Genomic DNA, 17,985 nt, shown 5'->3' with positions numbered 1-17,985 from the left:
TGATGTGGATCGTGCTCGCCGTGGTGCTGCTCGCCCTCGTGGTGCTCGCCGTGGCTGTCCGGGCCGTGCTGACCCGGCTGCCCGCGCTGCGCCGCGCCGCGGTGGCCCTACAGCGCCGCCAGGCGGAGGCGCAGGCGCTCGCCGGGTCCGCGGAGGCGCTCGGGGAGCGGGCCGAGACGCTCCAGCAGCAGCTTGCCACGGTCCAGCAGCGTGTCGAGCTGATCCAGGCCAGACGTCGCGGCTGACCGGGGGCCTTCCGGCGGGTCCGTGCCCCGCCGTCCGGTTCGCCGCCGTCGGCCCGTCGATCGACGGGTGTCGCGTCGCCGCGCGGTCCCGCCCGCTCGCGCGCAGGCTCGAACCCGGGCGGGTGGTTGACGGGACACTCCGGGTTGGTCAAGACTTCACCGGCCGGGGAGAACCACCGCCTCCCGGCGGGTGGCAACGGGCCGAGACGCACGTACGATGGGCTCCGTTACACCCCTGCTGTCTCACAAGCGACTGGAGCTTCCCATGGGTGCCCTCAAGCCGTGGCACATCGCCGTACTCGTGGTCGTGCTGATCCTGCTCTTCGGCGCGAAGCGGCTCCCCGACGCGGCCCGCTCGCTGGGCCGGTCCCTGCGGATCATCAAGGCCGAGACGAAGAGCCTGCACGATGACGACCGCGACCTGGCCGAGAAGGCCGACGCGCAGTCCGGCTACCAGCCGCTGCCGCCGCAGGCCGCGCAGCAGCCGCAGGCGACCTACCAGGCCCCGCCGCAGCAGCCGGTCGTCGACCCGGTGCAGCGCGTCCGCGACAACTGACCGAGGGGCCCGAAGACCGTGGCGGCCTTCGCGCTACGTAAGCGCGGCTCGAACAACTTCCAGCGGGCCGCCGACGGCTCGATGACGCTCATCGAGCACATCCGGGAGCTGCGCAACCGCCTGTTCCGCGCCTCCCTGGCCATCCTGGTCGGTTTTATCCTCGGGATCGTTTGGTTGGGCGGGCCGGTGCTGCACCTGTTGCAGCAGCCCTACTGCGACCTGCCCAACTCGCGGCTCGCAGACGGCCGGTGCAACTTCGTCCAGCTCGGGCCGGCGGACCTCTTCCTGCTCAACCTGAAGATCGGGTTGTGGGTCGGTCTGATCATCGCGGCGCCGATCTGGCTCTACCAGCTCTGGGCGTTCATCGCGCCCGGCCTGCACAAGCACGAGCGGCGCTACGCGTACGTCTTCACCGGGCTCGCCGCGCCGCTCTTCGCGGCCGGCGCGGTGCTGGCCTACTTCGTGACCGCCAAGGGCCTGGCGTTCCTGCTCAACGTCACCAACAGCGAAGAGATCACCACCACCCTCGACATCACCCGTTACATCTCGTTCGTCACGAACCTCATCCTGCTGTTCGGGGTGGCGTTCGAGTTCCCGCTCATCGTGCTCATGCTCAACTTCGTGGGCCTGGCCAGCGCGAAGCGGCTGTTGAGCTGGTGGCGGGTGGCGATCTTCGTGTTCTTCGCGTTCTCCGCGGTGGTCACCCCGACGCCGGACCCGTTCGGCATGACGGCCCTCGCCGTGTGCCTCTCCGCGCTGTACTTCGGCGCGGTGGGTGTGGCGTTCGTCAACGACCGGCGGCGTGGCCGGGGCCGGGAGGTCTACGCGGGCATCGGCGACGACGAGGTGTCGCCGCTCGATCTCGACCCGGAGCCGGTCGAGGCCGGGCAGCGCGTCGACGCGTCCGGGCCGATCGACGCGCCCGAGCCGATCGCCTCGCCGGCGCCGATCGAGCGCCGGTACGACGACATGACGTGACGTTGCGTCACCGCGCCGGCATCCGCCCGGAGCGCCCGCACGACACGCTGACGCGCGCACGCCGCCCGCACCGGGCGGCGTTCGCCGTACCGGTAGGTTCTCGGCCGTGACCGCGAAAGATCACCCCTCCGCCGACCCCGACGGTCCCGTGGCGGTGCTCGCCAACCCGGCGGCCGGCCGGGGCCGGCACCGGGGTCTGTTGCCGGCGCTGCTGTCTCGGCTGGCCAGCGCGGGCCGGGAGGTGCGGCTCCTGGAGGCGCGCAGCGCCGAGCAGGCCGAGGCCGTGTGCCACGCCGCCGTGGCCGACGGGGTGGCCGCGCTGGTCGCGGTCGGCGGGGACGGCACCGTGCACCGCGCGCTGCAGGCCGTCGCGGACACCGCGGTACCGTTCGGTCCCGTGCCGGCGGGCACGGGCAACGACTTCGCCACCGACACCGGGTACCCGCCCGACCCCCTCGCCGCTGCCGAGGTCATCGCCGGCGCGCTGCGCGCCGGTCGGGCCCGGCCGGTGGACCTGGCGCGGCTCACCGGCCCGACCGGTCCGACCCGCTGGTACGGGGCGGTGCTGGCCGCCGGCTTCGACGCGATCGTCAACGAACGGGCCAACCGGATGCGCTGGCCGCGGGGGCCCCGCCGGTACGACCTCGCGATCCTCGTGGAGCTGGCCCGGCTGCGTCCCCGCCGGTACAAGCTTCGCCTCGACGGCGAGCCGCACGAGGTGGACGCGGTCCTGGTGGCCGTGGGCAACTGCCCCAGCTACGGGGGCGGGATGCGGATCTGCCCGGACGCCGACCCGGCCGACGGCCTGCTCGACGTGGTGGTCGGCGGCCGCCTCGACCGGCGCACGCTGCTCCGGCTGAAGCCGAGCATCTACCAGGGCACCCACGTTCGGCACCCGCTCGTGACGAGCTACCGCGTCCGGACAATGGAGCTGGCGGCCGAGGGCATCACCACGTACGCCGACGGGGAGCGGACGCTGGAGCTGCCGGTGACGGTGACCGCCGTGCCGGGCGCGCTGCGGCTGCTGCGGTGACCCGTGCCCGCGCGGCGCCGGGGGCCCGGTCGGCTCAGGCGCGCAGGACCAGGTCGACCACCGCGCCGAGGCCGTTGGGCCGGCCCGCGTCGGCGCAGGGCAGCACGAGCGCGGCGCAACCGGCCTTCACGGCGCCGGCGTCGGCCGGTGTGTCACCCACCATCAGCGTCTCCTCCGGGTCGACGCCGAGCATCCCGCAGGCGCGCAGGAAGATGGCCGGGTCGGGCTTGCAGCGGCCCACCTCGTACGACAGCACGAACGCGTCGACGAGGCCGGTGAGCCGCCACGCGTCGAACAGCGGCCGAAGGTCGAAGCCGATGTTGCTCACCACGGCGACCCGGATGCCGGCGTCGCGCAGCGCGGCGAGCGTCGGGGCGGTGTCGGGGTAGGGGACCCAGCCCTCGGGCACCAGCACCCGCTCGTAGAGCGCGTCGGCGAACCCCTCGATGCCGGCGTCGACCGTCTCGGCGAGCCCGGTGTAGGCGCCCCGGTGGGCGTGCTCGTAGAGGTCCCGGTCGGCCCACAGCTCGGCCAGCCCGGGCGGCACCCGGGCGGGCAGGGGGCCGCCCGCCCGGCCGGCGGTGAGCAGCCGGTCGGCGAGCGCGGTGGCGCGGACCGGCTCCAGCTCCACCCCGCACGCGGCCGCGGCCCGGAGCACCCACTCGCGGGGCTCCTCGACCTGCGCGAGCGTGCCGTGGAAGTCGAAGAGCACCGCCTTGACCGGCCGGCGGGACGGCTGTGGACGGGCGGCCGAACGGTCGCCGCCCGGGGCGGATGTCTGGGATGGTTCGGGTTGCTCCGGCACGTCGTGCACCCTACCGACCGCCTCCGACGGCCGGTCCGGTCGGCCTTGTCCGGTGCCGTGCCCCGGCACGCATTAATCTTGGTGCCATGTCGAGTCCCGCCGAGCGGTACGCCGCGGCGCGCCGCCGGGCCGCGCAGGCCTCCCAGTTCCCGGCGCTGGAAGAGTTCACCCTTGACCTGGGATTCGATCTCGACGACTTCCAGCGGGAGGCGTGCCAGTCGCTGGAGCGGGGCAGCGGTGTGCTGGTCTGCGCCCCCACGGGCGCCGGCAAGACCGTGGTCGGCGAGTTCGCCGTACACCTGGCGCTGCGCGGCGGGGCCGCGGCCCCGGCCGGCGGCGCGGAGGCCGGCGCGGGCGGCGGCCGACGCAAGTGCTTCTACACGACGCCCATCAAGGCGCTGTCGAACCAGAAGTACCACGACCTGGTCGACCGCTACGGCGCCGATAAGGTCGGCCTGCTCACCGGGGACAACGCGATCAACGGCGACGCGCCGGTGGTGGTGATGACCACCGAGGTGCTGCGCAACATGCTCTACGCCGGGTCGAGCACCCTCGAGGGCCTCGCCTACGTGGTGATGGACGAGGTGCACTACCTCGCCGACCGGTTCCGCGGCGGCGTGTGGGAAGAGGTGATCATCCACCTGCCCGCCTCGGTGACCCTGGTGTCCCTCTCGGCCACCGTCTCCAACGCCGAGGAGTTCGCCGACTGGCTCGTCACCGTCCGCGGCGAGACGGCAGTGGTGGTCAGTGAGCACCGGCCGGTGCCGCTGTGGCAGCACATGCTGGTCGGCAAGCGGATGTTCGACCTGTTCCACGACGCCGACGCGGCCCGCAAGCACGACGTCCACCCGGAGCTGCTGCGCTACACGCGGGACACGATGCGCCGCCTGGAACTGGGCGAGGGGCGCAGCGCCGGCCCGGGTGGCGGCCGGCGCGGCCCCCGGTGGCGCGGCCCCCTGCGCCCCGACATCGTCGACCGGCTGGACCGGGAGGGCCTGCTGCCGGCGATCCTGTTCATCTTCAGCCGCGCCGGCTGCGACGCGGCGGTCCAGCAGTGCCTCGCCGCCGGGCTGCGGCTCACCTCGCCCGAGGAGCGGGCGGAGATCCGCCGGGTGGTCGAGTCGCGTGTCACGGCCATCCCCGGTGAGGACCTGGCGGTCCTCGGCTACTGGGAGTGGCTCGACGGCCTGGAACGCGGCCTGGCCGCGCACCACGCCGGGATGCTGCCGGCGTTCAAGGAGGTCGTCGAGGAGCTCTTCGTCCGCGGCCTCGTCAAGGCGGTCTTCGCCACCGAGACCCTCGCGCTGGGCATCAACATGCCGGCCCGCTGCGTGGTGCTGGAACGGCTGGTCAAGTACAACGGCGAGGCGCACGTCGACCTGACGCCGGGGGAGTACACGCAGCTCACCGGCCGGGCCGGCCGCCGGGGCATCGACGTCGAGGGGCACGCCGTGGTGGTGTGGTCCCCGGAGACGGACCCGCGGCACGTGGCCGGCCTGGCCTCCACCCGCACGTACCCGCTGCGGTCCAGCTTCCGGCCCTCCTACAACATGGCCGTCAACCTGGTGGGCACGGTCGGCGCGGAGCCGGCGCGGGCGCTGCTGGAGTCGTCGTTCGCCCAGTTCCAGGCGGACCGGTCGGTGGTCGGCCTGGCCCGACAGGTGCAGCGCAACACCGAGACCATCGAGGCGTACGGCGTGGAGGCCGCCTGCCACCACGGCGACTTCGACGAGTACTTCGCCCTGCGGGTGGCGATCGCCGATCGAGAGCGGGCGCTGGCCCGACAGGGGCAGTCCCAGCGCAAGGCGGCGGCCGTGACGTCGTTGGAGCGGCTGCGGGTCGGCGACGTGATCCGGGTGCCCTCCGGGCGTCGGGCGGGGCTCGCCGTGGTGCTCGACCCGGCGACCGGCGGCTTCGGCGAGCCGCGTCCGCTGGTGCTCACGCAGGACCGCTGGGCGGGGCGGGTGAGCCCCAGCGACTTCACGACCCCCGCCGAGGTGCTCGCCCGGATCCGGGTGCCGAAGCACTTCAACCACCGGTCGCCCGCGGCCCGCCGGGACCTGGCTGCCGCGGTGAGCGCCACCGGGCTGGACCGGCACGCGGGCCGCCGCGGCGGCCGGTCGCGGCAGCCGGTCGGCGAAGACCACCAGCTCAGCCAGCTCCGCTCCGAGTTGCGGCGGCACCCGTGCCACGCCTGCCCGGACCGGGAGGAGCACGCCCGCTGGGCCGAGCGGCGTCGCCGGCTGGAGCGTGACACCGAGGAGCTGCGGCAGCGGGTGGCGGGGCGGACGGGGTCGCTCGCCCGCACCTTCGACCGGATCGTGGCGTTGCTGACCGCCCGCGGCTACCTGACGTCAACCGGTGAGGTCACCGACGCCGGCCGGATGCTGGGCCGGATCTGGAGCGAGGCGGACCTGCTGGTCGCCGAGTGCCTGCGCCGCGGCGTGTGGGACGGGCTGTCCCCGGCCGAGCTGGCGGCCGCCGTGTCGGTGGTGGTCTTCGAGGCCCGCCGCGACGTGGACGAGCGGGCGTCTCTGCCGCGCGGCCCGGTGGCCGACGCGGTGGACGAGACGATGAAGCTGTGGAGCGACATCGAGGCCGACGAGGCCGCGCGGGGTCTCGCCGTGACCCGCGAGCCGGACCTCGGCTTCGCCTGGCCGATCTACCGCTGGGCCCGGGGCGAGGCCCTCGCCAAGGTGCTGGCGAGCGGTCACGAGATCGACGGGGAGATGCCGGCCGGTGACTTCGTCCGCTGGGCGCGGCAGGTGGTCGACCTGCTGGGGCAGCTCGCCGACTCCGGCGGCGCGTCGGCCGACCTGCGGTCCACGGCACGGCAGGCGATCGCCGCGGTCAACCGGGGCGTGCTCGCGTACCACGCCGCCGCCTGACGGGCGCCCGACGGGTCGGAGGCCGGCCGTGGGTGGCGGTGTGGGTACCCGGCCCGCGGTCCGGCCACTGGTCACCTGACGAGTCTGATGACTCAGAGGCATATTTATGCCTCTTAGTCATCACGCGCGACGGGACACCGCTTCCGGGCGCCAGGCGCGGGTGCCATGTCCTGCCGCCGGCGGTGGCGTCAGGGGCGGTCGGCGAGCGCGTCGACGAGGCGGCGCGTCGAGCCGGCGAGGTTCCACCGGCGGGCCAGATCCATGAGGCCGTCCGGGTCGACGGGGGCGGTCGGCAGCGCGGTGGGCAGCTCCGGCAGCGGCACGTCGAGGGCCACCCGGACCACCTTCGGCGCCACCGCCAGGTAGTCACGGGCGGCCGCGAGCTTGGTGCGCAGGCCCGGGGCGAAACCGGACCGGGGGTCGTCGAGCGCGCTGAGGATGCCGGCGAGGTCGCCGTACCGCTCGATGAGCCGCGCCGCGGTCTTCTCCCCGACGCCGGGGACCCCCGGCAGCCCGTCGCTCGGGTCGCCGCGCAGCGCCGCGAAGTCGGCGTAGCGCGCGGCGGGCACGCCGTAGCGTGCCTGGACGGCGGCGTCGTCGCAGTCGTCGAGCTTGGCCACGCCGCGGCCCACGTAGAGCAGGCGGACGGGTCGCGCGTCGTCGACCAGCTGGAACAGGTCGCGGTCGCCGGAGACCACCTCGACTGGTGCGGGCTGGGTAACCGAGAGCGTGCCCAGCACGTCGTCGGCCTCGTAGCCGGCGGCGCCCGCGGTGGTGATGCCGATCGCGGCGAGCACGTCGAGGATCACCGGCACCTGCGGGGTGAGCGTGTCGGGCACGACCTCGCCGCCCTCCGGGGCCAGCCGGTGCGCCTTGTAGGACGGCAGCAGCGCCACCCGCCAGTCGGGCCGCCAGTCGTGGTCCATGGCGCAGACCATCCGGTCGGGTCGGCGGGTGCGGACCAGGGTCGCGAGCATGTCGAGGAAGCCGCGCACCGCGTTGACCGGGGTGCCGTCCTCGGCCCGGGCCGCGGACTCGGGGACGCCGAAGTAGGCCCGGAAGTAGAGGCTCGGGGAGTCGATCAGCAGGATCGGAGGTCGGTGTGCCACGCGGGACAGCCTGGCACAGCCCACCGACGAACGACAGCACCCGGCCCGGGCGGTCAGCGCCGGTCGTCGCCCCGGTCGCCGTAGAGGACCGCCCGGCGGGCCACGGCCTGCACCAGGTAGCTGGTGACCAGGAGGACGACGGCGACGATGACCTCGACCCAGGCCGCCACGCCGTCGGCCACGGTGAGGCCGATCACGAGCAGCACCAGGCCGGCCAGCGCGAGCACTCCGGCCCACAACGGCCATCGCCGCCGTGCCGCGTGCCGCGCCGGCCTGTCATCTGCCACGTCGGTCCTTCCCGGTCCCGCTCCCCGTACGGGCGCCTCGTGTCAGGCTATCGACGGGCGGGCCGACCCGGACCGGGAACGGGTATGCGCGTCGCGGCCCGGCGCCGACGAGGCCGGGTCACCGGCCGGCGGGTTCCGGGGTCGGTGCGGGCGCGGCGTCCCGGTCGTGGTCGGTGAGGTCGCGCAGCCGGCGGACGGGGGAGAGCAGCAGCGCCAGCGGAGCGCAGACGACCGTGGCCGCGAAGACCAGCAGGGTGGCCCGGGCGCCGATGGGCCCGGCCAGCGCACCGGCCGCCAGGCCGCCGACCGGGATCGCGCCCCAGGAGACGAACCGGACGGTGGCCATCACCCGGGAGAGCAGATCGGGTGGGCTGGCGATCTGCCGGTAGGTCCGGGTGGTCACGCTGAGCACCACCACGCCGCAGGCGAAGACGATGTTGCCCACGGCGAAGGCCGCGTACGCCGGCCAGCCGGTGCCCAGGGGCACGAGGAACGCGCCGCCGACGGCGACCAGGCACGAGACGACCAGCGCCCGGGCGGTGCCGAGCCGGCCGGTGATGCGTGGGGTGAGCGCCGCGCCGACCAGCGAGCCGACGCCCTCGACCGCGAGCAGCACGCCGACGAGTCCGGCCGGGGCGTGCAGCTCCCGGACGAGGTAGAGCGGGTAGAGCGCGAGCTGCGCGCCGCACACGAAGTTGACGGCCGTCGCGGCCCACATGCCGGGGCCCATGACCGGGTGGTACGCCACGAAGCGCCAGCCCTGCCGGATCAGCTCGCTCATGGGCGGCGTGTGCGCCGGCGCGTCCGCGCGGCGGGCGGGCAGGGTGCGCAGCAGCACCGCGGAGGCCAGGTAGCTGATCGCGTCGACCAGCAGTGTGGGCACGGCGCCCAGCGCCTGCACGGCCAAGCCGCCGATCGAGGGGCCGCTGAGCTGAGTGGCGGCGTGGGTGGCCGAGGTGAGGCTGTTGCGTGCCTGCAACTGGTCGCGGTCGACGATGCTCGGCAGGAAGGTCGCGTTGGCCACGTCGAACAGCACGTTGGCGAAGCTGACCACGAGCGCCGTGACCACCAGGTGGGCGATCGTGAGCTGATCCCACCACCAGGCGAGCGGCACCGACGCGACGGCCACGGCGCGGGCGAGGTCGGCGGCGACCTGGGTGCCGCGCAGGGGTAGTCGCTGCGCGATCACCCCGGCGGGCAGGCCGATCACGATCCAGGCCACGTAGCTGGCGGCGGCGATCAGCCCCATCTGGAACGGCGTGGCGTCGAGCGCGGTCAGCGCGGTCAGCGGCAGCGCCACGGCGCCGACCGCTGACCCGAGCGCGCTCGTGGTGAACGCGGTCCACCACCGCCAGAACACCCCGGCTCGGCCCTCGATGTCCAAGTCACCTACCCCCGTCGGACGCGAACCAGAGAGTTCCAAACTGGAACGGACTATAGTCGAAGTGGATCCGAGTGCGGGAGGTGGGATGTGCGACGGGCCGACCTCGCGGACGCCGACTGCGGCATCGCGCAGGCGCTGGGCGTCCTGGGCGACTGGTGGACGTTCCTCATCGTGCGGGACGTGGCCGGGGGAACGACCCGCTTCGACGCGCTGCAACGGGAGCTGGGTGTCAGTCGGCGGGCGCTGACCGAGCGGCTCGGCGCGTTGGTCGCGCACGGCGTGCTGGAACGGCGGCCGTACTCACAGCACCCGCCCCGCTTCGACTACCTGCTCACCCGCAAGGGCGAGGGCCTGCTTCCGGCGTTGATCGCGTTGCAGGACTGGGGGACCCGGCACGTGATGGGCGACGGCGGACTCACCGCGACGGCAGCGGCCGGCTCGGCCGAGGCGCGGCGGGCGCACGACCTGGTCGGGCGTCGGCTGCCCGAGGTGAGCCTGCCCGGGCCGGACGGGTCGCCGGTCGCGCTGGCCGCGGCCGACGAGTGGACGGTGCTCTACTGCTTTCCCGGGGCGTACCCGCCGGGGAGCGCGGGCTACCCGCCGGGGTGGGAGGAGATCCCGGGTGCCCGGGGCTGCACGCTCGAGTCGGCGACCTACGCGGACCGCTACGCCGAGTTCCGGGCCGCCGGCGCCGAGATACGGGGCGTCAGCACCCAGCGTCCCGACCAGCTCGCCGACTTCGCGGCGTACGCCCGGCTGCCGTTCCCGCTCCTGTCGGACCAGGACGGTCGCCTGGCGGCGGGGCTGCTGCTGCCAACCTTCCGCGCCGGCGGTGTGGCACGGCTCAAGCGGATGACGCTGCTCGTCGACCCGGCCGCGGTGGTCCGGGCCGTCCAGTTCCCGGTGACGGACCCGGCCGGCTCGGTGGACGAGATGCTCGATTTCGTCCACCGGAGCCGGCCGGCCTGATCCGCTCCCGCGGCGAGGGTCAGGGCAGGACCCACCGCTGGTTGGCGCCGGCGAAGCAGTCCCAGATCTGCAGCCGGGTGCCGTCGGCGGAGCTGTTGTCGGTGGCGTCCAGGCACTTGTTCGACTGCGGGTTGCGCAGCGTCCCGTTGGACTGGGCCTGCCAGACCTGCGCGCCGCTGCCGTTGCAGTCCCAGAGCTGGACCTTCGTGCCGTTGGCGGTGCCGCCGCCGGCGATGTCGGCGCACTTGCCGAGCGCCCGCAGGGTGCCGTCGCCGCCCACCGTCCAGCGCTGGGCCGCGCTGCCGTTGCAGGTCCAGAGCTGGACCGCCGTGCCGTTGGCGGTGCTGGCCGAGGCCACGTCGACGCACTTGCCGCCGATGCCGGTGATCGGGCCGGTCCGCCCGCTCGGCGGCGGGGTGCCCCCGCCCATGACGGTCTCGTAGATGGCGCTCACGAGGGAGGTGCCGTCGTTGCGGTCCTGCGACAGTTCCCAGTTCATCATGCCGCCGGCGTTGGCCAGCGCCCACTGCGTCTTGCGCTTGACGGTGGGGATGCCGTTGTAGCACTGCTGGGTGCCGGCGACCGTGGTGCAGTCCCGGTTGGCGTTGGCCGGATCCATGCCCACGAGCGCCGAGTAGGTGTAGTAGCCGGGCCGGCTGTAGAAGGGCACGCCGAGCACGGCCTTGCTCGCCGGCAGGCCGCGCGCCTTCCACCCGTTGACCGCGTTGATCGACCAGTCGTAGTTGGCGTGCGGGCTGCCGCCGTCGTACGCCATGATGTTCAGCCAGTCGACGGCGCCGAACACGCTGGTCGGCACGCCCTGCACGTAGTAGCCCTCGGAGACGACGGCGGCGGTGAGCAGCTTGCCCCGGCTGTGCAGGGCGCTGCCGAGCTGGGACATGAGCAGGCTGTAGTTGTTGGCCGAGGTGCCCGGGTCGGGGTACTCCCAGTCCATGTCGACGCCGTCGAGGTTGTACTGGTTGACGAAGTTGACCACGTTGTTGACGAACGTGGTGCGGGTGCCGGAGTTGGCGGCGAGCGCCTCGAACGCCGAGTCGTTGCCGTCGTTCCAGCCGCCGATCGCGATCGACACCTTGACGTTGTTGGCGTGCCCGAGCGACACGAGCTGCGACAGCTTGCCGGGGTTCTCGACCGGGTTGAGGCCGCCGCTGCTGGTGGGCAGCGCGAACGCGTAGTTGATGTGGGTGAGCTTGTTGTACTGGATGGCGTTGACGTCGCCGCTCCAGGACGGCATGTAGCCGACGCTCTTGAAGCCGTTCGGCAGCACCGCGGCCTCGGCGGTGGCGGGGGAGAGGGCGAGGGTGGCGCCGGCGGTGGCCAGCGCGAGCAGGCCGGCCGCGAGGGCTGATCGGCGGGGGCGTGGTGAGGACATCGGGGGCCTTCCCGTGGACGGGTCGCGGTGGGGTGCCACCACGGGCCGGCGGGCCGCAGGGACAAGGGCCGCCGAACCGTGGCGTACGGGTGGAACGGGGTGATTTCCTCGAGGTGGCCAAATCTTAAAGAGTGTTAACTGTCGGAGTCAACGACGTCTCTCGATGAGTTGGAGAGCGCTTACCGACGCGCCGGTCCGCTAGGTCGCTCCCCAAACGACCGTTAAGCTGACGGCGTGGGAATCGACGAGCTCTACCCGCCGGAGCGGCTCGCCGCCGCCCGCCGCGCCACCGCCGCGGCCGGGCTGGACGCGCTGCTGCTCACCCCCGGGTCCGACCTGCGCTACCTCACCGGCTACGACGCCCGCGTCAGCGAGCGGCTGACCTGCCTCGTGCTGCCCGCCGAGGGGGAGCCGACGCTGATCGTGCCGACCCTCGAGCGGCCCGCCGCGGAGGCGTCGCCCGCGCCGGCCACCGGCGTACGCATCGTCGACCACGCCGACGGCACCGACCCGTACCCGCTGGTCGCCGCGGCGCTCGGCGGGCCGGTGGGCGCGGTCGGGCTCGCGGACCGGATGTGGGCCGAGCAGGTCCTCGCGCTGCGCGCCGCCCTTCCCGACGCGCGGCAGGCGCTCGCCGGGGAGGTCCTGCGGGAGCTGCGCATCCGCAAGACCCCGGCGGAGATCGCGGCGCTGGCGGAGGCCGGCGCGGCCATCGACGCGGTGCACGAGCGGATGGGCGAGTGGCTGCGGCCGGGCCGCACCGAGGCCGAGGTGGCCGCCGACATCGCGACGGCGATCCGCGCGGCCGGGCACGTACGCGTCGACTTCGTCATCGTGGCGGCCGGTCCCAACGGCGCGAGCCCGCACCACGACACCTCGGACCGCCCGATCGGGGCGGGCGAGCCGGTGGTCGTCGACATCGGGGGGACCATGCCCTCCGGCTACCGGTCCGACTGCACCCGCACCTACGTGGCGGGCGGGCCGGCGCCGGCCGAGTTCACCGACTACTACGACGTGCTCCGGGAGGCGCAGCGCGCCGCGGTCGAGGCCGTACGGCCCGGCACGAGCGCCGAGGCGGTCGACGCCGTCGCCCGGGACCTCATCGCCGACGCGGGATACGGCCCCGCCTTCCTGCACCGCACGGGGCACGGCATCGGGCTCGACGGCCACGAGGAGCCGTACGTGGTGGCCGGGAACGCCCGGCCCCTGGAGCCCGGCATGGCGTTCTCGATCGAACCGGGCATCTACCTCGCGGGGCGTCACGGCGCCCGGATCGAGGACATCGTCGTCTGCACGACGGACGGCGTACAGCGGCTCAACATCACCCCCACGGAGCTCACCCCACTATGACTGTCGACCGGATCCTCCCCACCGACGAGGCCCGCGACCTGCTGGACCTCGCCACCGACCTCGCCGACCGGGAACTCGCCCCGAAGGTCGCCGGGTTCGAGGAGCGCGCCGAGTTCCCCCGCGAGGTGCTGCGCACGCTGGGCCGGGCCGGCCTGCTCGGCCTGCCCTACCCGGAGGAGTACGGCGGGGCGGCCCAGCCGTACGAGGTGTACGTGCAGGTGCTCGAGATCCTCGCGAGCCGGTGGCTCGCCGTGGCCGAGGCGGTCAGCGTGCACACCCTCTCCTGCTATCCGGTGGCCCAGTTCGGCACGGACGAGCAGCGCAAGCTGCTGCCCGACATGATCGGCGGGGAGCTGCTCGGCGCGTACTGCCTCACCGAGCCGCAGGGTGGCTCGGACGCCGCGGCGCTCACCACGCGGGCGGAGCGCGACGGCGACGCGTACGTGGTCTCCGGCACCAAGGCGTGGATCACCCACGCCAGGTCGGCGGACTTCTACAACGTCTTCTGCCGCACCGGCGGGCCCGGCTCGAAGGGGATCTCCTGCCTGCTCGTCGACCCGCGCACGCCCGGCGTCGTCCCGCAGGCCGTCGAGCGCACGATGGGCCTGCACTCCTCGCCCGTGGCGCAGATCGCCTTCGACGGGGCCCGGGTGCCCGCCGAGCGCCTCATCGGCGGCGAGGGGGTGGGCTTCACCATCGCCATGTCCGCCCTGGACTCGGGGCGGCTGGGCATCGCGGCCTGCGCGGTCGGGCTGGCCCAGGCGGCGCTGGACTACGCCGTGGCGTACGCGAAGGAGCGCCGGCAGTTCGGGCAGGCCATCATCGACTTCCAGGGTCTCGGCTTCATCCTGGCCGACCACGCCACGCAGATCTCCGCCGCCCGGGCGCTGCTGCTCGCCGCGGCGCGGCTGCGCGACGCCGGCCGGCCGTACGCCGTGGAGGCGGCCAAGGCGAAGCTGTTCGCCACCGACGTGGCCATGCGGGTCACCACGGACGCCGTCCAGGTGCTCGGCGGGGCGGGGTACGTGGCGGACCACCCGGTCGAGCGGTACATGCGGGAGGCCAAGGTGCTCCAGATCGTCGAGGGCACCAACCAGATCCAGCGGCTGGTGATCTCCCGGGCGCTGGCGAAGGGCTGACCGACCGACGGTGGCGGTGCCGGTGCGATGTGTCGTGTGCGCCGCGCCGGCAACCGGGTCGCGCGACGCATCGTCGCCGTGCGGCGTTTTTACCGGTAGGTTGCACGCCGTGGAGGAGACCGACCGCGCCATCGTCGCCGCGCTGACCGCTGACGGCCGGCTGTCGTACACGGACCTGGCGGAGAAGGTGGGCCTGTCGGTCTCGGCGGTGCACCAGCGGGTGCGCCGGCTGGAGCAGCGGGGCGTCATCCGGGGCTACTCGGCGCGGGTCTCGTTCGAGGCGCTGGACCTGCCGCTGACCGCGTTCGTGGCGATCCGGCCGTTCGACCCGTCGCAGCCCGACGACGCGCCCGAACGCCTGGCCCACCTGCCGGAGATCGACTCGTGCTACTCGGTGGCGGGGGAGGACTTCTACCTGCTGCTCGTGCGGGTGGCCGGGCCGGCCGACCTCGAGCGGGTGCTCCAGGAAATCCGCACCGCCGCGAACGTCACCACCCGCACGACCGTGGTGCTGTCCACCCCGTACGAGAACCGGCCGCCGAAGATCAGTGCCGAGCCACCGAGTCGGGGGCGGTCCCGGGTGCCGGAGGAGCGGGCTGGTTCCAGCGCAGGATGACGTGCCGTCCGTGCTCGTAGCCGAGCACGCTGACGGTGGCGGTGTCCAGCCGCAGCAGGCCGCCGGCCGACGGCGGCAGGCCGATCCACCGCGCGCCGAGCACCCGCAGGCTGTGCGCGTGGCCGACCAGCCCGACCGTGCCCCGGTCGAGCAGGGGCGCGACGCGGGCGAGCACCCGGTCGAGCCGCTCGCCCACCTGCGCCGGTGACTCGCCGCCGGGGCAGCCGTCGGTCCAGATGTTCCAGTGCGGGTCGTCGTCGTGGATGTCCACGGTGGTGCGTCCCTCGTAGTCGCCGTAGTTCCACTCGGCGAGGTCCTCGTCGACGGCGTCCACGGTGAGACCGGCGAGCTGGGCGGTGCGCAGGGCCCGCATGCGGGGGCTGGCGAGCACGGAGACGAACCGCCGGCCGGCCAGGAACGCGGCGAGGGTGCGGGCCTGCCGCTCGCCGTCGGGGGTCAGCTCCAGGTCGGTGTACGAGGTGTGCCGGCGGCTGGCGCTCCAGGTCGTCTCGCCGTGCCGGATCAGCAGGAGCTCTCCCATGCGCCCAGTCAATCACGCGCCGGGGAGGCCGGGGCGCGGGTGCCGGGCACGGGCTACCCGGCCAGGGACTGGGTGCCGAGCACCGTGAGCAGGGCGAGTCGGTCGGCGTCCGCGGTGCCCGGCGCGGCGGTGTAGACCATGATCCGCAGGTCGGTGCCCGCGACGGTGAGCACGTCGCAGTCCAGCGTCAGCGTGCCCACCCGCGGGTGGTCGACGGTCTTGCGCGCGGCCTCGTGCCGGCCGACGGCGCCGGCGTCCCACAGCTCGGCGAACCGCCGGCTGTTCGCCCGCAGGTCGCCGATCAGCCGGCTCAGGCGGGGGTCGCTCGGGTAACGCCCGGCGGCGACGCGCAGGTCGGCCACCAGGGCGGCCTCGAACCCGCGCCGCTCCTGCGGGGTGATCCGGGCCCGGGAGCCGGCGCCGAGGAAGTGCCGCCACACGCCGTTGCGTTCCGCGCCCTGCCAGCCGGACGGGTCACCCATCAGCGCCGCGTACGGCGGGTTGGCCACCAGGAGCGTCCAGGAGGCGTCGTAGACCGCGACCGGGATGCCGGCCAGCCGGTCGAGCAGCCGCTGGACGCTGGGGGTGATCGTGGTGGGCATCGTCTGCGGGCCCGGCGGCGCCAGCCCGGCCAACCGGTGCAGGTGGGCGCGCTCGGGGTCGGACAGCCGCAGCGCCCGGGCCAGGGCGGCCACGACCTGCGCCGAGGGGTGGGAGGCGCGGCCCTGTTCGAGGCGGGTGAGGTAGTCGACGGAGATGCCGGCCAGCAGCGCCAGCTCCTCCCGGCGCAGCCCGGCCGCGCGTCGGGCCCGGCCCGCCGGCAGGCCCGCGGCCTCGGGCGGCACCCGGTCGCGCCAGCGGCGCACCGTCCGCCCGAACTCCGCCGTCGTCATGACCCCAGTCTGCCCCGCCGGCCGGCGCCCAGGGTGGCACTGGCATTCCCAGGAAAACCGGACGCTGGTCGGTCCCGCTGGCCCGGCGCAGCGTTGAGGCATGACGACGACACTGATCACCGGAGCGAACAAGGGTCTCGGCTTCGAGACCGCCCGCCGCCTGCTGGCCGCGGGGCACACCGTCTGGATCGGCAGCCGGGACGGGGAACGCGGCCGCGCCGCCGCCGAGCGCCTGGGCGCCCGGTTCGTCCCGCTCGACGTGACCGACGATGCCTCGGTCGCGGCGGCGGTGCGGACCGTCGAGGCGGCGGGCGGCCTGGACGTGCTGGTCAACAACGCCGGCGTCGAGGGCCGCAGACCGGACAACGGAATCGTCGGGGCTGCGGAGGTCACCGCCGAGGACATGCGGACGACGTTCGAGACCAACGTCTTCGGGCTGGTCCGGGTCACCCACGCGTTCCTGCCGTTGCTGCGGCGTTCCGCCGCGCCCGTGGTGGTGAACGTGAGCAGCGGGCTGGCGTCGGTGACCCTGCTGGCCGATCCGGCCGCGCCGGGGTACGGCTATCCCGGGGTGGCGTACCCGGCCTCGAAGGCGGCGGTCAACATGGTGACGGTCCAGTACGCGAAGGCGTTCCCGGAGATGCGGATCAACGCGGTGGAACCGGGGTTCACGGCGACGGACCTGAACGGGCGCACGGGCACGCAGACCGTCGAGGACGGTGCCGAGGTCATCGTCCGGATGGCCCAGGTGGGACGGGACGGCCCGACCGGCGGCTACTTCGACGTCCACGGCCGCCTGCCCTGGTGAGCGAACGCGGGCCGGCGCCTCCCGCGCGTCACCCGTGCGGGGTGTCCGGGGCGGCGGCTTCCAGCTCGGCGATGGTGCCCGACATGATGGTGCGGACGTGCGCGGTGATGTGCTCCGCGGGCCAGTCCCACCACGCCACCGCGAGCAGCCGGGCGATGTCCTGCTCGCGGTAGCGCGTGCGGATGAGGCGGGCCGGGTTGCCGCCCACGATGCCGTAGTCGGGTACGTCGCCGGTGACCACGGCGCCGGCGCCGATGATCGCGCCGTGTCCGATCCGTACGCCGGGCAGGATGGTCGTGCCGTGGCCGAACCAGACGTCGTTGCCGACGACGGTGTCTCCCCGGTTGGGCAGGCCGGTGAGCAGGTCGAAGTGATCGGACCAGGAGCCGCCCATGGTGGGGAAGGGGAAGGTCGAGGGGCCGTCCATCCGGTGGTTGGCGCCGTTCATGATGAACCGCACGCCCGTGCCCAGCGCGCAGAACCTGCCGATGACCAGCTTTTCCGGCCCGTAGTGGTAGAGCACGTTGCGCGTCTCGAACGCGGTGGCGTCGTCCGGGTCGTCGTAGTAGGAGTACTCGCCGACCTCGATCAGCGGGGACGTCACCAGCGGCTTGAGCAGCACCACCCGCGGTTGCCCGGGCATCGGGTAAAGGACGGTGGGGTCGGCAGGCACAGGCATGGGGATTCCTCATCGGTGGGGGTCCGCGGCCGTTTCATGATCGTCGCACCGCGTCGCTCGCGACATCCATTTGGCGGTCCCGCCCGACACGGTCGTGCCAGTGCCGGCGCCAGTGCCAGTGCAGTGCCGGCAACAGCGCCGGTGCCGGTGCCAGTCGGCGCCCGGTGGCAGTGCCGGCGCCTGTCGAGCTGCCCCGTTTTGGGGCACGCGGGTCGCGGCCCCGGGTGCACCGGGCGCGACACCGGCCCCGCGCCCCTTTTCCGTGGCAGCTCGACAGCGTCCGGTGGAGGTCGACGGCACGCCAGGATGAGG

General features: G+C 74.0%; 18 protein-coding genes. 10 read left to right on the top strand and 8 right to left on the bottom strand.

The features are described from left to right. Positions 1-2 precede the first annotated feature (2 nt). From ACSNOA_RS17795 to ACSNOA_RS17780, 4 genes are all read left to right on the top strand, one after another. Positions 3-245, top strand: coding sequence for a hypothetical protein (locus tag ACSNOA_RS17795; RefSeq protein WP_436662347.1), 243 nt, complete (start codon positions 3-5; stop codon positions 243-245). A 265-nt stretch (positions 246-510) separates the two neighbouring features. Further along, the gene (gene tatA, locus ACSNOA_RS17790; protein WP_120782627.1) at positions 511-801 is read left to right on the top strand and encodes a Sec-independent protein translocase subunit TatA; all 291 of its coding nucleotides are present in this window, start codon (positions 511-513) and stop codon (positions 799-801) included. Positions 802-882: 81 nt separating this feature from the next. Next, complete coding sequence (tatC, locus tag ACSNOA_RS17785) at positions 883-1,779, top strand: twin-arginine translocase subunit TatC (protein WP_436662346.1); 897 nt, start codon at positions 883-885, stop codon at positions 1,777-1,779. Positions 1,780-1,885: 106 nt separating this feature from the next. Beyond that, positions 1,886-2,812: a diacylglycerol kinase gene (locus ACSNOA_RS17780; protein WP_436659707.1), complete on the top strand. Its 927-nt coding sequence runs from the start codon at positions 1,886-1,888 to the stop codon at positions 2,810-2,812. 34 nt (positions 2,813-2,846) lie between these two features. Here the strand turns inward: ACSNOA_RS17780 and ACSNOA_RS17775 are convergent, their stop codons facing one another. Beyond that, on the bottom strand, positions 2,847-3,617 hold the full coding sequence (locus tag ACSNOA_RS17775; protein ID WP_436659705.1) for an HAD family hydrolase: 771 nt from the start codon (positions 3,615-3,617) through the stop codon (positions 2,847-2,849). A gap of 86 nt (positions 3,618-3,703) precedes the next feature. On the opposite strand from ACSNOA_RS17775, the gene ACSNOA_RS17770 reads away from it, so the two are divergent. Then, entirely contained in the window at positions 3,704-6,505 is a 2,802-nt protein-coding gene (locus ACSNOA_RS17770) for a DEAD/DEAH box helicase (protein WP_436659703.1), read from the top strand. A gap of 188 nt (positions 6,506-6,693) precedes the next feature. Here the strand turns inward: ACSNOA_RS17770 and ACSNOA_RS17765 are convergent, their stop codons facing one another. The 3 genes from ACSNOA_RS17765 to ACSNOA_RS17755 form a co-directional block, all read right to left on the bottom strand. Continuing rightward, positions 6,694-7,614, bottom strand: coding sequence for a 5'-3' exonuclease (locus ACSNOA_RS17765; RefSeq protein WP_436659701.1), 921 nt, complete (start codon positions 7,612-7,614; stop codon positions 6,694-6,696). A 53-nt stretch (positions 7,615-7,667) separates the two neighbouring features. Then, positions 7,668-7,901: a hypothetical protein gene (locus ACSNOA_RS17760; RefSeq protein ID WP_436659699.1), complete on the bottom strand. Its 234-nt coding sequence runs from the start codon at positions 7,899-7,901 to the stop codon at positions 7,668-7,670. 118 nt (positions 7,902-8,019) lie between these two features. Continuing rightward, a complete protein-coding gene (locus ACSNOA_RS17755; RefSeq protein ID WP_436659697.1) occupies positions 8,020-9,285 on the bottom strand; it encodes an MFS transporter in 1,266 nt (421 codons plus the stop codon). Between the two features lie 87 nt (positions 9,286-9,372). On the opposite strand from ACSNOA_RS17755, the gene ACSNOA_RS17750 reads away from it, so the two are divergent. Further along, positions 9,373-10,254: a winged helix-turn-helix transcriptional regulator gene (locus ACSNOA_RS17750; protein WP_436659695.1), complete on the top strand. Its 882-nt coding sequence runs from the start codon at positions 9,373-9,375 to the stop codon at positions 10,252-10,254. Between the two features lie 19 nt (positions 10,255-10,273). Here the strand turns inward: ACSNOA_RS17750 and ACSNOA_RS17745 are convergent, their stop codons facing one another. Further along, a complete protein-coding gene (locus tag ACSNOA_RS17745) occupies positions 10,274-11,647 on the bottom strand; it encodes a glycosyl hydrolase family 18 protein (protein ID WP_436659693.1) in 1,374 nt (457 codons plus the stop codon). 234 nt (positions 11,648-11,881) lie between these two features. Here ACSNOA_RS17745 and ACSNOA_RS17740 point away from each other — a divergent pair, with 234 nt between their 5' ends. The 3 genes from ACSNOA_RS17740 to ACSNOA_RS17730 all read left to right on the top strand — a co-directional run bounded on the left by ACSNOA_RS17740 (position 11,882) and on the right by ACSNOA_RS17730 (position 14,752). Continuing rightward, positions 11,882-12,997, top strand: coding sequence for a M24 family metallopeptidase (locus ACSNOA_RS17740; protein WP_436659691.1), 1,116 nt, complete (start codon positions 11,882-11,884; stop codon positions 12,995-12,997). Continuing rightward, the gene (locus ACSNOA_RS17735) at positions 12,994-14,136 is read left to right on the top strand and encodes an acyl-CoA dehydrogenase family protein (protein ID WP_436659689.1); all 1,143 of its coding nucleotides are present in this window, start codon (positions 12,994-12,996) and stop codon (positions 14,134-14,136) included. Before ACSNOA_RS17740 ends, ACSNOA_RS17735 begins: the two co-directional genes overlap by 4 nt. Before the next feature lie 109 nt (positions 14,137-14,245). After that, positions 14,246-14,752, top strand: coding sequence for an Lrp/AsnC family transcriptional regulator (locus ACSNOA_RS17730; RefSeq protein WP_436659687.1), 507 nt, complete (start codon positions 14,246-14,248; stop codon positions 14,750-14,752). Here ACSNOA_RS17730 and ACSNOA_RS17725 read toward each other — a convergent pair. After that, entirely contained in the window at positions 14,682-15,293 is a 612-nt protein-coding gene (locus ACSNOA_RS17725; RefSeq protein ID WP_436659685.1) for a histidine phosphatase family protein, read from the bottom strand. The genes ACSNOA_RS17730 and ACSNOA_RS17725 overlap by 71 nt on opposite strands. Before the next feature lie 53 nt (positions 15,294-15,346). Beyond that, positions 15,347-16,186 (bottom strand): helix-turn-helix transcriptional regulator, encoded by an 840-nt coding sequence (locus ACSNOA_RS17720; protein WP_436659683.1) that lies wholly within the window; start codon positions 16,184-16,186, stop codon positions 15,347-15,349. Positions 16,187-16,286: 100 nt separating this feature from the next. Between ACSNOA_RS17720 and ACSNOA_RS17715 the strand changes: the two genes are divergently transcribed. Next, on the top strand, positions 16,287-16,994 hold the full coding sequence (locus ACSNOA_RS17715) for an SDR family NAD(P)-dependent oxidoreductase (protein WP_436659681.1): 708 nt from the start codon (positions 16,287-16,289) through the stop codon (positions 16,992-16,994). A gap of 28 nt (positions 16,995-17,022) precedes the next feature. On the opposite strand, the gene ACSNOA_RS17710 is transcribed toward ACSNOA_RS17715, so the two are convergent. Further along, positions 17,023-17,673, bottom strand: coding sequence for a CatB-related O-acetyltransferase (locus ACSNOA_RS17710; RefSeq protein ID WP_436659679.1), 651 nt, complete (start codon positions 17,671-17,673; stop codon positions 17,023-17,025). Positions 17,674-17,985 lie beyond the last annotated feature (312 nt).

The sequence above is a fragment of the Micromonospora sp. URMC 103 genome (genome assembly GCF_051386435.1).
GTDB lineage: Bacteria > Actinomycetota > Actinomycetes > Mycobacteriales > Micromonosporaceae > Micromonospora.
The sequence above is the reverse complement of the archived record's forward strand: the minus strand, read 5'-3'. Positions and strand labels throughout refer to the sequence as shown.

Coding starts and splice junctions, on each gene's coding strand:
- ACSNOA_RS17795 (WP_436662347.1), top strand. CDS start 3: ATGTGGATCGTGCTCGCCGTGGTGCTGCTCGCCCTCGTGGTGCTCGCC.
- tatA (WP_120782627.1), top strand. CDS start 511: ATGGGTGCCCTCAAGCCGTGGCACATCGCCGTACTCGTGGTCGTGCTG.
- tatC (WP_436662346.1), top strand. CDS start 883: ATGACGCTCATCGAGCACATCCGGGAGCTGCGCAACCGCCTGTTCCGC.
- ACSNOA_RS17770 (WP_436659703.1), top strand. CDS start 3,704: ATGTCGAGTCCCGCCGAGCGGTACGCCGCGGCGCGCCGCCGGGCCGCG.
- ACSNOA_RS17745 (WP_436659693.1), bottom strand. CDS start 11,647: ATGTCCTCACCACGCCCCCGCCGATCAGCCCTCGCGGCCGGCCTGCTC.
- ACSNOA_RS17735 (WP_436659689.1), top strand. CDS start 12,994: ATGACTGTCGACCGGATCCTCCCCACCGACGAGGCCCGCGACCTGCTG.
- ACSNOA_RS17725 (WP_436659685.1), bottom strand. CDS start 15,293: ATGGGAGAGCTCCTGCTGATCCGGCACGGCGAGACGACCTGGAGCGCC.
- ACSNOA_RS17720 (WP_436659683.1), bottom strand. CDS start 16,186: ATGACGACGGCGGAGTTCGGGCGGACGGTGCGCCGCTGGCGCGACCGG.
- ACSNOA_RS17715 (WP_436659681.1), top strand. CDS start 16,287: ATGACGACGACACTGATCACCGGAGCGAACAAGGGTCTCGGCTTCGAG.
- ACSNOA_RS17710 (WP_436659679.1), bottom strand. CDS start 17,673: ATGCCTGTGCCTGCCGACCCCACCGTCCTTTACCCGATGCCCGGGCAA.